We start from the raw sequence: 13829 nt of genomic DNA, 5'->3' as shown, positions 1-13829 counted from the left end.
ATGTGGTCGGTCGTCTCCGGCGCGGACTGCCGGGCGGCCGGGTAGAAGAACTTCTCTTCGATCCACGCGTGGACCGTGAGCTCCTAGATCACCTCGTCTGCGATCCGGCGGCGTTTCGCCGTGTCGTCGTCGGAGGTCTTCTCGAACCTCTTGAACAGCTTCTCGACCGTCTTGTGGTCCTCGCGCAGCAGCACGATCGCGTCCATGAGCGAGCCCGTCCTCAGGTGTGGACGCGGCTGTTGGCACCGTCGTGGCCGTCGGCCTGGTCGTCGTCGAACCAGTAGTCGCCGGCCGCCAGATAGCGGAACGAGTGGCCGCTGTGCGTGGGCAGGACGACGGTGGCCGCGCGGGTGCCGTCCCCACGGGGGGCGAGGGGGTGCGCGGTGGGGTTCCAGTGGTTGAAGTCCCCCACCACGCTGACCGGCCCGTCCGGTGCGCCCTCCGGGAGGACGAAGGTGACCTGCGTACGACCCTTGAGCTTCTTGCGTTCGAGCACCGGCGAACTCCCACGGAAGGGCTGGCAGAGGCTCATGCACCCTTGCACGGCTCCTGCCGCGCCGGCCCCGCCCACGCCGCCGGGGGCGGGACGGTCACCTGTTCAGGCCCCGGCGCCCGGGCCGCGGCCGGGCGCCCCTCGGGCCGGCAGCCGGCGTACGGCCTTCTCCACCTCGCCGTGGGTGGCCGGCCGCCCGGTCCACCACGGCGCGCGCCTGGCGGCGGGAGGATTTGCCCGGGTCAGGCCGCGTCCCGCGAGGTCCGCCTCGACGCGCCTGCGCAGCCGTGGCAGCCGGGCCGCGACCTCCAGCACGTGCGCGTGCTCGGCCGCTTCCTGCCGCTCCCGGAACACGTCGTGGTAGAGGTACTGGCGGCGGCCGGCCGGGTCCAGGTCCCGCGCGGCGCTCGTCACCGGCCCACCGCCCGCCCGCTACTTGCCCCGGCCGGTCACGAAGTCGCGGACGCGGTCGACGAGCCCGGTTCCGGGGGCCAGCAGCAGGTTGGCCGGAGGCCTGTACGGCGCTCCCGGGTGGGGTCGCGTCGGGGCGAACTTCTTGGCGCGCCGGACCTTGTCGCCCAGTTCGTGCAGGACCTCCGCGGAGCACGCCTGCCGGAGCCGGGGGAACAGGTTCTGCTCCTCGTCCCGGACGTGGGCGCTCACTTCGGCCCGGAGGGCGGCGAGCAGCCGGTCGAACTCGGGTCCCGCCGCGTCCAGCCCTTCGAGGTCCTTGAGGAGCTTCTCGACCCGGGCGTGGTCGGCGATCTCCTTGTCGGCGATCAGGTCTCCGTCGGGGAACCGCTCCCGGATCGCCGGATAGAGGTGTTCCTCCTCGGCGACCGAGTGCCGGACGAGCTCGATCGTCAGCCTCTCGGCCCAGGTGCGGCGCTCGTGCGCGGGCGTGGTCCGTTCGATCACGCCGAACATCTCGTCCACCTCGCGGTGGTCGACGGTCAGCTCCGCGATGACGTCTCCGCCGTGTCCCATGGGGTCGTCTCCGTCCCGTTCGGGTTGCGCGGCCGGCGGGAGTGCCGGTCGCACCGCGGTTACCCGGGGTGGCGGCCCGCTAACGCCGGGCCGGCCGGCCTCGGACGCTCACGCGCGGGCCGTGAGCTCCGCGAGGCCGTCGACGACGTCGTGCAGGCGTCCCGTGCGGCCGAAGGCGGCCCGCTGCCGCTCGGCGCCGTTGCCCCTGCCGCGCAGGCCGGCGAGGAGCCGGTCCACCTCGGTCAGGTCGCCCGCCGCGTCCAGTCCGGGTGCCGCCGCCGCGACCAGCGCGGCGAGGAGGGTCCGTACGGGCACTTCGTCGCCGCTGAAGGGGTCGAGGACCAGGCCCGTGGATCCGTACCGGGCCGCGTACCGGTGCGCGGCGCGCAACCGCACCGCGGGAACGGCGGGCGGCGGACCGCCCGTACCGGCCGCGGACAGGAACGTGGCGCAGAGGCCCCGCAGGAGCAGCGCCACGAGGACGGTGACGTCGAGATCGGCGTTGCTGTCCGCCACGCGGAACTCGACGGTGGGGTGGTGTTCCGACGGGCGGGCGAACCAATAGATCATCCGCCGGTCCATGAGGGTGCCGGAGTCGACCAGGGCCTCGGCGGTCTCCTCGTACGCGGCGGCGTCGAGCACCGGGGCGGGGCCGACGGTGGGCCACCGGCCGAACTCCACGACGCGCCAGCTCGCGAATCCGCTGTCCAGCCCGCCCGAGAACGGCGAGTTGGCGGCGAGGGCCTGGAGGGCGGGAAGCCAGGGACGGACCCGGTTGGCCAGGAACAGTGCCTGGGCGCGGTCCGCGGTGCCGATGTGGACGTGGCAGCCGCACACGACGCCGAGGCGGCCGTCGACGCAGGCTCCGAACCGCCGGGCCATCCGCCGGTAGCGGGGCGTGTCGGAGACGGATATCGGCTCCGCCGGGGGCACCACGGCCGTTCCGGAGGCCACGAGCAGGCATCGCGACTCGGCCGCCGCTTCGGCGAGGGTGGCGCGGAGGGCGGCGAGCTGGGCCCGCAGATCGGTGCGGGTGGTGGCCGGCCGGGTGCACACCTCGACCATGCAGCCGTAGAACTCGCGCTGCACCTGCTCCCCCAGGCTCGGGGAAGCAGCCTCGATCACCGGCTCCGCGCGCGCCACGGGCGCCCGCGTGAGCCGGTCGACGAGCTGGAACTCCTCCTCGACCCCGAAGGTCGACACCGCCGGCCCGGGGCGGGATTCCGGGCCCGTGCCGGATCCGGGGCGGCTGCCCGGCAGTTCGGTGGCATCCACGGTGCTCTGCCTCCAAGGGTTCCTGGCGGTCGGTACGGGAGGGAGGGCCCGTCAGGGGCGTACCCGGCCCGTGGCGGGCATCGAGGCCATCCGTGCCTTCGCCACGACGAAGCCACTGCGCGGCCGGGTGGGCATGCGGCGGAGCGGAATCCTCAGGTCCTGGTCCGGGACCTCGCATTCCAGCCGCGCCAGGGCGGTGACCAGAGCCGTCAGGACGCTCACGGAGATGTCCTCTCCGGGACACCGGTGACCGGTACGGGCGTCGCCGCCGCCCTGCGGGATGATGGCGTCGGCGGTGGGCTCGCGGCCGAGGAAGCGGAGCGGGTCGAAGTGGTAGGGCTGCGGCCACAGTTCGGGGTCGTGGTCGTGCCCGTACAGGTCGAGCAGGACGAGGCCGCCCTCCGGGAGGACCGTCCCCTGCCATTCCAGGTCGTGGGCGGCCAGGGCTCCGAGGAACGGCGCGAAGGGGTAGAAGCGGCGCACCTCGTGGGCGAATGCCCGGGCGTACGTGCCGTTGTCCGCGAGCAGCCGCTCGCGGTGCACCGGCTCGCGGTGCAGCGCGTGGGCGGCGAAGACGCCGAACCAGGCGAGGGCGATGGCGGGGCGGATGATGTTGAGCATCTCCACGGCGGCGGTACGGGGGTCGAGCAGCCGGCCGTCGGAGTCCCGGTGCACCGCCACGGTCTCCAGCACGGAGCGCGGCCGGTCGTTGACCCGCGTGACGGCGAAGACGCCGCCCGTGGGGCCGGTCCCCCCGCGGACCGCCTCGACGGTGCGGGCCAGCTCCTGCTCCTGCCGGCGGCGGGCCCGGCGGGCCCTGAAGTGGCGGGGGCCCACGGTGGCGAAGCCGTCGACCATGGCCACGCAGTCCTCGGCCGTGGCACGGGCCGCGCCGGAATCGAGCGGCGTTCCCGCCCAGTCGCAGACGGCCGTGGCCAGCACGGCGGCGATCTCGTCGAAGAGCACGACCTCGCGGCCCCGCCAGCCCTCGACGGCGAGCAGCCAATGGGTCGACACCCGGTCCGTCAGGGCGGCCACGCCGCCCTCGGACATGAGGAGGGACACGAACATGTCCTTGCGGACCCGGTGCCGGTCCCCGTCGAGGGTGTGTACCGCGCCACGGCCGAACAGCGTGTCGAGGACGGGCCCGGGAAGCGCGCCCCCGCGCCGCACGTGACGCTCGTCGTAGAAGAATTCCACGGCCTCGGGCCCGTGGATCACCAGCGTCGGTCTGCCCATGAGGCGGGTGCGGACCGGGCCGCCGCCCTGCCGGCGGCGCAGGTCCGGCAGCCATGCGTAGCCACGGGTCAGCAGGGTCGAGGGTCGGCGTTGCGGGGACCAAGGGGTTCGGCGGCGGTTTCGCCGGGCGGTGCGCCAGCGAGTTCGGCGAGCCCGAGATGAAGTCCTTCGTCCGCTACACCCGCCGGTGTGCCGACAACCTCGGCCGCACGCTCCGTGAACTCCGGGAGGGCGGAGGCACCGTCCTGATCGCGCTCACGCACTTCTCGCCCGTGGCGGACACGCTGGCGGGTGAACCGCTGGAGATCTACCCCTTCCTCGGGAGTTACCTGCTGGCCGAGGCGATGGACGAGGGGGGCGCCGACCTCGCGGTCCACGGCCATGCGCACATGGGCAGCGAACACGGGATGACGGCCGGCGGGGTCCGGGTGCGCAACGTCGCGATGCCGGTCATCGACCGGGCCTTCGCCGTGTACCACCTGGGCTCCGCCCCGTGAATCCGGGGACCCGGCCCGGGTGGTTTGACGGCATCCCCGGCGGGCAGACGAGGACTGCCGCCCCGCGGGATGGATCGCGGGGCGGACCAGACTCCACATGGCGGCATGCGTGCCCGCGGCTCTTCCGGGGAGACGCCCGGTGAACGGTGACACGGTCGTCGCCAGGCACAGAGAGGCCGAGCCATGAGTGTGGAAGGCATCTGGGGTTACCACCCGAGCTCGGGATACCGGACGGGCATCGATCTCATCGGCTACGAGGTGGAAGCCGAAGACGGCAGCATCGGAAAGGTCGACAAGCATTCGGAGGACGTCGACGCGTCCCATATCGTCGTCGACACCGGTCCCTGGATCTTCGGGAAGCGGGTCCTGCTCCCGGCAGGCACCATCTCGCGCGTCGACACGGCCGAGGAGAAGGTCTACGTCGGGCGGACCAAGGACCAGATCAAGGGCGCCCCGGAGTTCGACGAAGCCAAGTACGGCGGCGAGCCCACCTATCTGGAGCAGTTCGCCCGGTACTACGGCCAGCCCCACATGTAGGACCACCGGCTGTAGGGACATGTCGACACAATGGACGGCGTACCACCGCGAAGGCGCTCCCGAGCTCTACCCGCAGGCGCTGCGGGCGGAGATCGACGCCCTGAACGAGGTGGTCTACCGGGACGTGAACAACGGCGTCTACCGTGCCGGTTTCGCAGGGTCCCAGGAGTCCTACGCCGCGGCCTACGAAGCCTTGTTCGCCCGCCTCGACCAGCTCACGGAGCGGCTCGCGCGGTCCCGCTACCTGGTCGGTGACGCCGTCACCGAGGCGGACGTCCGGTTGTTCACGACGCTCGTACGCTTCGATGCCGTCTATCACGGCCACTTCAAGTGCAACCGGCAGAAGCTGTCCGAGATGCCGACCCTGTGGGCCTACGCGCGGGACCTGTTCCAGACCCCCGGATTCGGCGACACGGTCGACTTCGACCACATCAGGCGCCACTACTACCTGGTCCACGAGGACATCAACCCGACCGGGATCGTGCCGGCCGGCCCGGACCTGTCGGGCTGGCTGGAGGCCTCGGACCGGGCGTCGCTGGGTGGGCTGCCCTTCGGCCGCGGCACCTCGCCCGCGCCGGTCGCTCCCGAGGAGGCCGTCCCGGCCGGCCACGCACCGCAGGCACCCTGACGGCTCGGCCGGGGTCTCGGCCGGGGGCTCAGCCGCCGGCTCGGTCGCCGGTCGGCCGCGGAAGGTGGATGTCCAGCACGCACAGGTCGTCCCGCTGGGCCGGGTGCAGGGCGGACAGCAGCTCCGCCAGCGGCTCCGGGGCGCCGCCCCCCATGGCGGACGCGGCTGCCTCGCCGAGGCGGACGAGCCCGTCGCCGATGTCCTCCCCCGGGACCTCGACGAGTCCGTCGGTGTACAGGAGCAGGTGGTCACCGGGCTCCAGCCGGAGCGTCTCCTCCATGTACACGGAGTCGAAGGACGCCCCGAGGAGGCTTCCTTCGGGCAGCGGAAGGAAGCGCGCCTCGCCGTCGCGGACCAGCAGGGGCGGCAGGTGCCCGGCCCGCACCCAGGACAGGAGCCGCGCCGACGGACGGTAGCGCATCATGATCATGGTGGCCGTGGTGGCGGACGCGCCGGCGGCCGTGTGCATGAGGAGCGCGTTGAGCCGGCTCATGGCGTCGGGCAGGGCCGAACCCGTGATGATCATGCCCTTGGCGGTGAACCGCAGCTGAGCCATGGTCCCGACGGCTTCCAGCCCGTGGCCGGCCACGTCCCCGACGACGAAGAGGGCGTTCCCGTCCGGGAGTTCGATGGCGCTGTACCAGTCGCCCCCGACGTTCACCCCGCTGTCCGAGGGCACGTAGGCGATGTCGACGCGCAGCCCGACCAGCTCGATCGACTGCTCGGGCACGGGCAGCAGCGCGTGCCGCAGCCCCGCGGCGATCGTCCGCTCGGCCTGGAGCATGCCGCGCTGGACCAGTACGGACCGCTCGCTCTCCAGCAGGGCGAGCTCGGCGTCGCGCAGCGGGCTGAGGTCCTGGAAGAACCCGTGCACCTCCACGGGCGTACCGTCGGCGTCCGTCTCGGCTTCGGCGACGATCCGCAGGTGCCGCACCCCGGCGGCGGTGGCGATGCGGAACGGCTGGTCGACCGGGGCCCCTTCGCCCAGCAGCCGCTGGACGTCTCCGGCGAGCGCCGGCAGGTCGTCCGGGACGACGTACCGCGGCAGCTCCTCCAGCGGTACGGGCCCCTGCTCGGGCACCCGGCCGAAGATCGCGTAGACCTGCTCGGACCACTCGATCGTGTCCGTGGTCAGATTCCATTCGGCCCAGCCGAGGTTGCCCAGGCGCGCCATGGTGGCCACGCGGCCGTTCTCGCGTTCGCTGGTGTCGTGTCGGATCCACGAGACGACCAGCCGGCCTCCCAGCCGCGTCGCGCGTACCGAGTAGACGGACGTGCCGGGGACGCCCGCGGTGACCTCCTGGTACTCGAACGGTTCGCCCTCGTAGACGGTCCCGGTGGCCAGGGCCTCGACGTACCCCTGCCACAGGGGTGTGCCCGCCACCGTGGGATAGGTCTCCAGGATCCTCCGGCCCACGAGCTCCTTCCCGCGGCGGCCGGCCACGTCCACAGAGCCGGGAGCGGCCGCGTCGACCCGGAAGTCCTCCACCGCACCGTCCGGCGAGCGCAGGGGCGACAGCAGGATCGTCGACCCGGGCAGGGCGTCGAGGATCTTCTGTACGGCGGCCACCTCCTCGTCCGCCGGCCCGGCCCCGGAGCGTTCCAGGGCGCGCAGGGCCCCGCCGCACAGCCGCACCGCCTGCTGGAGCATGGCCCTGTCGGCGTCACCGAAGGGGGTGGGGAGCGTCCGGAGGAATCCGATGGCGCCCACGGTCGGCCCCTCCCCCAGCAGGGGGATCCACGCGCGCGTGCGCCATCGCGCCGCCGGGCCGATGAGCTGGTAGCGCTCGGCATCCCGCTCCATGTCCTCCAGCCATCTCGGCTCGCCGGAAGTGATCGCCTCGCGGGCGGCGACCCCGGTGAACGGCGGAATGTCCCGCCACTGCGCGGCCAGCGACTCGTCGATCCCGGCATGGCCCACGAGCCCCAGCCTCCCGGACTCGTCCACGTAGATCATCACGCCGTCCACCCCGAGGGGGCCGCGCAGCGCCTCGTGCAGGATCTCCGCGGTGTCGCCCGGGCTGCGGGCACCGGCCAGCGCGGCGGCCAGGTCCGCCAGGACCACGCGGGGGCCGGAGACGCCGTGGCGCCCGGTGAGGTAGCGGTCCGAGCGGAAGACCGAGTCGAAGACGGAGCCGCAGGCCGACCCGAGGACCGCCCCGGAGACCGACCCGGAGACCGACCCGGAGACCGACCCGTCGCCGTCCGGATCGTCCGGGTCCAACCCGTCCGGGTCCGAACCGCCCGGGGCCGCACCGGCACCCGCCACGGAGGGTGCGAGGGACGGCGCGGCGGGCCGCGGACGGATCCCGCCGAGAGTGATCCAGCACTGCTCCATCAGGGTCCGGGCCCGCAGCCCGGCCTCCCGGACCAGCGCCTCGTACGCCTCGTCGGCCGAGAAGCCCTCCCGGGCCATCAGTACTCCCTTGGCCCGCTCCACGATCGCCGAGGCGGCGGCAAGGCCTTCCAGGTCCGCCACCTCGGCCCGGAGCCTGGCCACGACCTTGGCCAGGGCGAGTACCTCGGGCGACGCACCGTCGCCGGTGACCGCCGGATCCGTCTGCACCCTTCGAGCATGGCACCAAACCGGCACCGTCTCCCGTAGAGCCGGTGGTGTGGCGATCGGCCACACCAGACGGTGCCTGATTGTGATGACGGGCAACATATGCCGCTGACCTGGGGACTCCTACGTTGTGCCCACGCCCGATGTCCCCGCAGACACCCTGGAAGTGGTGCACATGGTCTCCCCCGGAACCGAACCGAAGGCCTCCTCCGGCATCAGACGGATCGTCGCCGCCAGCCTCATCGGGACCACCATCGAGTGGTACGACTTCTTCCTCTACGGCACCGCCGCCGCGCTGGTCTTCAACAAACTGTTCTTCCCCACGTCCGACCCGCTGACGGGCACGCTGATCGCGTTCCTCACCTACGCCATCGGGTTCCTGGCCCGGCCGCTCGGCGGCGTGGTGTTCGGGCACTTCGGCGACAAGCTCGGCCGCAAGAAGCTGCTGGTGCTCAGCCTGCTGCTGATGGGCGGGGCCACCTTCGCCATGGGCCTGCTCCCCACCCACGCGAGCATCGGCGTCGGCGCCCCGATCCTGCTCACCGTGCTCCGCCTGATCCAGGGCTTCGCCCTCGGCGGCGAGTGGGGCGGCGCCGTCCTGATCGTCTCCGAGCACGGGGGCGACGAGCACCGCGGCTTCTGGGCCTCCTGGCCGCAGTCCGGCGCCCCGGGCGGCAACCTGCTGGCCACCGGCGTCCTCGCGCTGCTCGCCGCCGTGCAGACGGACGCCGCGTTCCTGGCCTGGGGCTGGCGCATCCCCTTCCTGCTCTCCGGCGTCCTGGTGGTCGTCGGACTGTGGATACGCCTCTCCGTGTCCGAGTCCCCGCTCTTCCTCGCCGCGCAGGCGCAGGCCAGGGCTGCCGAGGCGCAGGCCGCCGCCAATGGAGCCGGTGGCGTCCGGGAGCAGGCCCCCGTCGTCCAGGTGTTCCGCAAGGACTGGCGCCGGGTGCTGACCGCCATCGGGACCCGCTTCGGCGAGAACATCTCGTACTACGTCCTCACCTCCTTCCTCCTCGTGTACGTCACCGTCCACCTCGGCCTGCCCAAGACCACCGCGCTCAACGCCGTCCTCATCGGCTCGGCCGTCCACTTCGTCACCATCCCCGCCTGGGGTGCGCTCTCGGACCGGATCGGCCGGCGCCCGGTCACGCTGATCGGCTCGGCCGGGATGGTGCTGTGGGCGTTCGCCTTCTTCGCGCTCGTCGACACCGAGTCCTTCACCGTGATCACCGCGGCCGTCACCACCGGCCTGCTCCTGCACGGCGCGATGTACGGGCCGCAGGCCGCCTTCATCTCGGAGATGTTCGACACCGAAGTCCGCTACTCCGGCGCCTCGATGGGCTCCCAGCTGGCCTCGATCATCGCCGGTGCGCTGGCGCCGATCATCGCCGTCGAGCTCCTCAAGGACTACGGCTCCTCGGTCCCCGTATCGCTCTACCTCTCCGCGGCCGCGGTGGTGACCACCCTCACCGTCGCCTTCGCCGCGGAGACCCGCGGGCGGGATCTGGCGAGTACGGTGTACGCCACCCCGGGCGGCGCCCGCCCGGCCACTCAGCCCGCCCCCCTGGCAATGCAGCAGCCGGCCCCGAAGACCACCCCGGACCCGGCCTGACCGCCGCACCACCATCCGCATCCGTACCGGAGGGCCGCCCCATGAACCCCGTGCACGACAAGGCGGCCACCGCGCTGCGGGAGTTGCTGGACCTGCTGGACCGCGGGGCGCCCCTCGAAGACTTCTCCCGCCCGGCGGCGACCGCCCGCGGCGCCGGCGCCCTCCCGGGCGAGCAGGCCCTCGTGGAGGAGGCCACCCGGGTGGCCCTGGACATCCGCCGCACCCTGGACCAGCACCGGCGGCGCGAGGCCGAACTCACCGCCCTCTTCGACACGGCCGGCGACCTGGCCGCCCTGCGCGATCTCGACGCGGTGCTGCGGGCCATCGTCCACCGCGCCCGCATGCTGCTGGGCACGGACGTCGCCTACCTCACCCTCAACGACCCGGCCGCCGGCGACACGTTCATGCGCGTCACCGACGGCTGCGTCTCCGCCGCCTTCCAGCAACTGCGCCTGGGCATGGGCGAAGGGCTCGGCGGCCTGGTCGCCCAGACCGCCCGCCCCTACGCCAGCGCGGACTACCGGACCGACTCCCGCTTCCGGCACACCCCCGCCATCGACAGCGGCGTGCGCGAGGAGGGGCTGCGCGGGATCCTCGGCGTGCCGCTGCGCGTCGGCGACCGGGTCATCGGGGTCCTGTACGCCGCCGACCGGCGCCTTCGGGAGTTCGCGCCCGATGCCGTCGCCCTGCTCGCCTCGCTCGCCGACCACGCCGCGGTCGCCATCGACAGTGCCCGGCTCCTGGAGGAGACCCGCACCGCGCTGGTGGAGCTGGGCGCGGCCACCGAGGCGGTGCGCGCCCACGGCGAGGCGATGCGCCTGGCCGCCGAAACCCACGACCGCCTCACCGAGTTGGTCCTGCGCGGCGGCGACGTCGCCGATCTCGCCTACGAGGTCGCCGCCCTGCTGGGCGGCGGTCTCGTGGTGCACGACGCCGACGGCAGCGAACTGGCCCGGGTCGACAGCGGGCCCATCCCGGCGCCGGTACGGGGCGCCGCGGCCTCCCGCTCCGGGGGCCGGGCCGTCGCCACGGACGGCATCTGGGTGTGCGCGGTGCTCGCGGGGCCCGAACTGCTGGGCAGCATCAGCCTCACCGGACGCGCGGACCTGGCGGACTCGGACCGGCGCCTGTTCGAGCGTGCCAGCCTGGTCACCGCGCTGCTCCTGCTGCTGCGCCGGTCGATCGCGCAGGCCGAGGACCGGGTCCGCGGCGAACTCCTGGGCGACCTGCTCACCGCCGAGCCCCACGGCCGTCCGCGCGATGCCGGGAGCCAGGCCCTGCGGGTGCTGCGGGCGCGCAAACTCGGCGTGGACCTGGCCCGCCCGCACGCCGTGCTGGTCCTGCACTGCGACACCGCGCTACGGCCCCGGCTCGCGGCGGAGGCGGCCCGCCAGGCCCGCGCGCTCGACGGGCTGGCCGGGCTCCACGAGGGCCGGGCCGTCCTGCTGGCCCCGGCATCCGGCCGGCCCGGCGTGCTCGCCGAGTCCCTCGCGGCGGACCTGGGCCAGGCCCTGGGCAGCCCCGTCACCGTGGGCTCCGCGGGCCCCGCCGGCGGCCCCGCCGCACTCCCGGCCGTGTACGCGGAGGCCCTGCGCTGCCTGGAGGCCCTGCACTCCCTGGGCCGCACGGGTACCGGCGCCGACCTCCCCGGCCTGGGCTTCCTGGGCGTCCTCCTCGGGGACCGGACCGACATGCCGGGGTACGTCGAGCACGTGCTCGGCCCGGTCATCGAGTACGACCGCAAGCGCGGCACCGAACTGGTCCGCACCCTGGAGGCGTACTACGCCCACGGCGCCGCCCTGAACCGGGCCAAGGACGCACTCCACGTGCACGTCAACACGGTCGTCCAGCGCCTGGACCGCATCGCCCGGCTCCTCGGCGACACCTGGAACACCCCGGCCCGCTCCCTGGAGATCCAGCTCGCCCTGCGCATCCACCGCCTGATGTCCTCGTGAACGCAAAAGAACCCACCGAAGCGGGGTTCCTGCCGGTGTCCGAGGGGAGACTTGAACCCTCCACTCGGGCACCAGCCCTTTTGCTCCTGACCTGGGGAACCGTACTCCAGAAGGCCCTTCCCCCATGGCGCGGTTGGTCACCACTACCTGGCGTTTCCGTCCGTTCCCGCCCGCTGTTGGTCATGCGTTGGTCACGTGACCAGCCCCAGAAGCGGTCTCCGCCTGGCTGAGAACTGCCCCACTCCGGCCGTCCAGACGTTCGCCGGCCTTGACGCTGCCGCGCCTACGGCACGAAGCTCGTGCAAGTTGGCGTAAGCCACTCGCCACCGGAGGCAGCCATGGCACTACGGTTCATCGGGATTGATCCAGACACCGGGCAGCAGGGTTCCCCCACCGTATGGGTGGACGAGGAGAAGGGGGAGCTGGTGCTTCAGGGCTGGAAGCCAGACGAGAAGCTGGAGGCTGAGTGTGCGGCGTTCGAGGCCCCCGGACATGCCCCGGGCATCCCTCCGCACGAAGCCGTGATTCGGATTCCGGCCCGCATGGTGCCGATGCTCAGGGAGGCGTGTGATGTCGCAGAACGAGCCGGGCTTTAACGAGCTCCTGGCGGCGGCCAAGCGCTCGGCCGTGCACCTGGAGATGCGCGACTCATACGGCGTCGGCGACGAGGCGGAGGACTACGAGCACTGGAAGCGCACGGGTCAACGCGACGTGGACCCAGCGTCTGCCTACTGGACACCGTGGGTTGATTTGATTCGTGGCACAGTGGCGCGAGGTGTAGTCGTCCGCCGCGCTCGCATCGTGTCGGAACCGGTAACGGATTACATCCGGTACGAACACGCCGGCACCGTGGTCAATCTCCACGCCGGGGAGCAAGTCCGCTGGCTGCCCAGGCGGCAGGCATCGGACATCGCGCTTCCTGGAAACGACTGCTGGGTGTTCGACGGAGAGATCGCGCTCTTCAACCACTTCACCGGGGATGGAAACTGGTCCGAGCCGGGCTGGGAGGTTCGCTCCGAACCTGCCGTGGCCCAACTGGCGTCGGCCGCGTTCGAAGCTGTCTGGGAGCGCGGCATCCCGCACGAGAAGTACTCGGTCTGACCGTACGAAACACAGAAGAGCCAACTCATGTCCGCGTCCCCGTCATCCAGCGCCCAGGCCGCCCGCGAAGCCCTCGCCGCCCGTCTTGGGGCTCTCCGTCGAGATGCGGAGCTGACCGGGCATGAGCTGGCTCTTCGGTGTGGCTGGAGTCCAGCCAAATCTTCGCGCATCGAGCGGGCCAAGACCCCCGCCTCCGATGCCGACATCCGTGCTTGGTGCAAGGCGTGCGGAGCGGGAGATCAGACCGCCGACCTGATCGCGGCGAATCGGCAAGCAGATCAGATGTACGTGCACTGGCAGAAGCTCCATCGCCATGGGATGCGCAGGGCACAAGAGGAAGTCGTTCCCCTGTACGAGCGCACCCGACACTTCCGCGTCTACTGCTCGAACGTAGTCCCGGGAATGCTCCAGACGGAGTCGTACGCGACGGCCCTGCTGTCCACGATCGCCGCGTTCCAGGGCACCCCGGACGACTCGGAAACGGCAGCCGCCTCCCGAATCGAGCGCTCACGCGTCCTGCACGAAGGCGACCACCGGTTCGCCTTGCTTCTGGAAGAAGCCGTGCTCCGCTACCGCATCGGCGACGATGCCACCATGGCTGGCCAACTCGGCTACCTGCTGGCGGTCATGGCCCTGCCGAACGTGAGCCTCGGAGTGATCCCCTTCACAGCCCAGCGGCGCGTCTGGCCCTTGGAGGCCTTCTATTTGTTCGACAGCCGACAAGCGAGCGTCGAACTGCTGACGGCCGCCGTGAACGTCTCGGCGCCGAGCGAGGTTGCCACCTACTCGAAAGCCTTCTCCGAGCTGTCCAAGATCGCCGTTCACGGTGCTCCCGCCCGGACTTTGATCTCGGAAGCAATCACCTCCCTCGGGTAGTTTGCGTGCAAGCTCATGCAAGAACGTGGCTGCTTGGATACCCCGGTTTCTAGGGTCATCTCATCG

The 13829-nt window shown here is 72.2% G+C and carries 12 protein-coding genes and 3 pseudogenes; 8 read left to right on the top strand and 7 right to left on the bottom strand.

What is annotated here, in order from left to right:
* Window positions 1-83: 83 nt before the first annotated feature.
* From AB0M99_RS11365 to AB0M99_RS11340, 6 genes and pseudogenes are all read right to left on the bottom strand, one after another.
* Window positions 84-206 (bottom strand): hypothetical protein, encoded by a 123-nt coding sequence (locus AB0M99_RS11365; RefSeq protein WP_365918986.1) that lies wholly within the window; start codon window positions 204-206, stop codon window positions 84-86.
* A gap of 14 nt (window positions 207-220) precedes the next feature.
* The gene (locus tag AB0M99_RS11360) at window positions 221-496 is read right to left on the bottom strand and encodes an isoamylase early set domain-containing protein (protein ID WP_365919210.1); all 276 of its coding nucleotides are present in this window, start codon (window positions 494-496) and stop codon (window positions 221-223) included.
* A gap of 234 nt (window positions 497-730) precedes the next feature.
* Window positions 731-883 (bottom strand): annotated as a pseudogene (locus tag AB0M99_RS11355) (DNA topoisomerase IB); the annotation flags it as partial.
* A 42-nt stretch (window positions 884-925) separates the two neighbouring features.
* Window positions 926-1480 carry a hemerythrin domain-containing protein gene (locus AB0M99_RS11350; protein WP_365918984.1) on the bottom strand — a complete coding sequence of 185 codons (555 nt, stop codon included), beginning with the start codon at window positions 1478-1480 and terminating at the stop codon, window positions 926-928.
* Between the two features lie 108 nt (window positions 1481-1588).
* Window positions 1589-2755, bottom strand: a complete 1167-nt coding sequence (locus tag AB0M99_RS11345) for a glutamate--cysteine ligase (RefSeq protein ID WP_365918982.1) — start codon at window positions 2753-2755, stop codon at window positions 1589-1591.
* A gap of 51 nt (window positions 2756-2806) precedes the next feature.
* On the bottom strand, window positions 2807-3994 hold the full coding sequence (locus tag AB0M99_RS11340; protein ID WP_365918980.1) for a cytochrome P450: 1188 nt from the start codon (window positions 3992-3994) through the stop codon (window positions 2807-2809).
* A gap of 74 nt (window positions 3995-4068) precedes the next feature.
* Here AB0M99_RS11340 and AB0M99_RS11335 point away from each other — a divergent pair.
* The 3 genes and pseudogenes from AB0M99_RS11335 to AB0M99_RS11325 all read left to right on the top strand — a co-directional run.
* Window positions 4069-4491, top strand: a pseudogene (locus AB0M99_RS11335) (metallophosphoesterase); the annotation flags it as partial.
* A gap of 183 nt (window positions 4492-4674) precedes the next feature.
* Complete coding sequence (locus AB0M99_RS11330; RefSeq protein ID WP_365918978.1) at window positions 4675-5028, top strand: PRC-barrel domain-containing protein; 354 nt, start codon at window positions 4675-4677, stop codon at window positions 5026-5028.
* A 16-nt stretch (window positions 5029-5044) separates the two neighbouring features.
* Window positions 5045-5656: pseudogene (locus tag AB0M99_RS11325) on the top strand (glutathione S-transferase C-terminal domain-containing protein); the annotation flags it as partial.
* Between the two features lie 28 nt (window positions 5657-5684).
* Here AB0M99_RS11325 and AB0M99_RS11320 read toward each other — a convergent pair.
* Window positions 5685-8222, bottom strand: a complete 2538-nt coding sequence (locus AB0M99_RS11320) for a SpoIIE family protein phosphatase (RefSeq protein WP_365918976.1) — start codon at window positions 8220-8222, stop codon at window positions 5685-5687.
* Window positions 8223-8394: 172 nt separating this feature from the next.
* Between AB0M99_RS11320 and AB0M99_RS11315 the strand changes: the two genes are divergently transcribed.
* From AB0M99_RS11315 to AB0M99_RS11295, 5 genes are all read left to right on the top strand, one after another.
* Entirely contained in the window at window positions 8395-9831 is a 1437-nt protein-coding gene (locus AB0M99_RS11315; RefSeq protein WP_365919208.1) for an MFS transporter, read from the top strand.
* A 41-nt stretch (window positions 9832-9872) separates the two neighbouring features.
* On the top strand, window positions 9873-11786 hold the full coding sequence (locus AB0M99_RS11310) for a GAF domain-containing protein (protein ID WP_365918973.1): 1914 nt from the start codon (window positions 9873-9875) through the stop codon (window positions 11784-11786).
* Window positions 11787-12124: 338 nt separating this feature from the next.
* Complete coding sequence (locus tag AB0M99_RS11305; RefSeq protein ID WP_329103694.1) at window positions 12125-12382, top strand: hypothetical protein; 258 nt, start codon at window positions 12125-12127, stop codon at window positions 12380-12382.
* Complete coding sequence (locus tag AB0M99_RS11300) at window positions 12357-12887, top strand: DUF6879 family protein (protein WP_365918971.1); 531 nt, start codon at window positions 12357-12359, stop codon at window positions 12885-12887. The genes AB0M99_RS11305 and AB0M99_RS11300 overlap by 26 nt, the downstream gene beginning before the upstream one ends.
* A gap of 27 nt (window positions 12888-12914) precedes the next feature.
* The gene (locus AB0M99_RS11295) at window positions 12915-13763 is read left to right on the top strand and encodes a helix-turn-helix transcriptional regulator (protein ID WP_365918969.1); all 849 of its coding nucleotides are present in this window, start codon (window positions 12915-12917) and stop codon (window positions 13761-13763) included.
* Window positions 13764-13829: the final 66 nt, after the last annotated feature.

It is taken from the genome of Streptomyces sp. NPDC051183, from assembly GCF_040682455.1.
Classification (GTDB): Bacteria; Actinomycetota; Actinomycetes; order Streptomycetales; family Streptomycetaceae; genus Streptomyces.
Note: the sequence above shows the minus strand (reverse complement) of the source record. Positions and strands in the feature narration are given on the sequence as shown.

Coding starts and splice junctions, on each gene's coding strand:
- AB0M99_RS11365 (WP_365918986.1), bottom strand. CDS start 206: ATGGACGCGATCGTGCTGCTGCGCGAGGACCACAAGACGGTCGAGAAG.
- AB0M99_RS11350 (WP_365918984.1), bottom strand. CDS start 1,480: ATGGGACACGGCGGAGACGTCATCGCGGAGCTGACCGTCGACCACCGC.
- AB0M99_RS11340 (WP_365918980.1), bottom strand. CDS start 3,994: ATGGGCAGACCGACGCTGGTGATCCACGGGCCCGAGGCCGTGGAATTC.
- AB0M99_RS11330 (WP_365918978.1), top strand. CDS start 4,675: ATGAGTGTGGAAGGCATCTGGGGTTACCACCCGAGCTCGGGATACCGG.
- AB0M99_RS11315 (WP_365919208.1), top strand. CDS start 8,395: ATGGTCTCCCCCGGAACCGAACCGAAGGCCTCCTCCGGCATCAGACGG.
- AB0M99_RS11310 (WP_365918973.1), top strand. CDS start 9,873: ATGAACCCCGTGCACGACAAGGCGGCCACCGCGCTGCGGGAGTTGCTG.
- AB0M99_RS11305 (WP_329103694.1), top strand. CDS start 12,125: ATGGCACTACGGTTCATCGGGATTGATCCAGACACCGGGCAGCAGGGT.
- AB0M99_RS11300 (WP_365918971.1), top strand. CDS start 12,357: ATGTCGCAGAACGAGCCGGGCTTTAACGAGCTCCTGGCGGCGGCCAAG.
- AB0M99_RS11295 (WP_365918969.1), top strand. CDS start 12,915: ATGTCCGCGTCCCCGTCATCCAGCGCCCAGGCCGCCCGCGAAGCCCTC.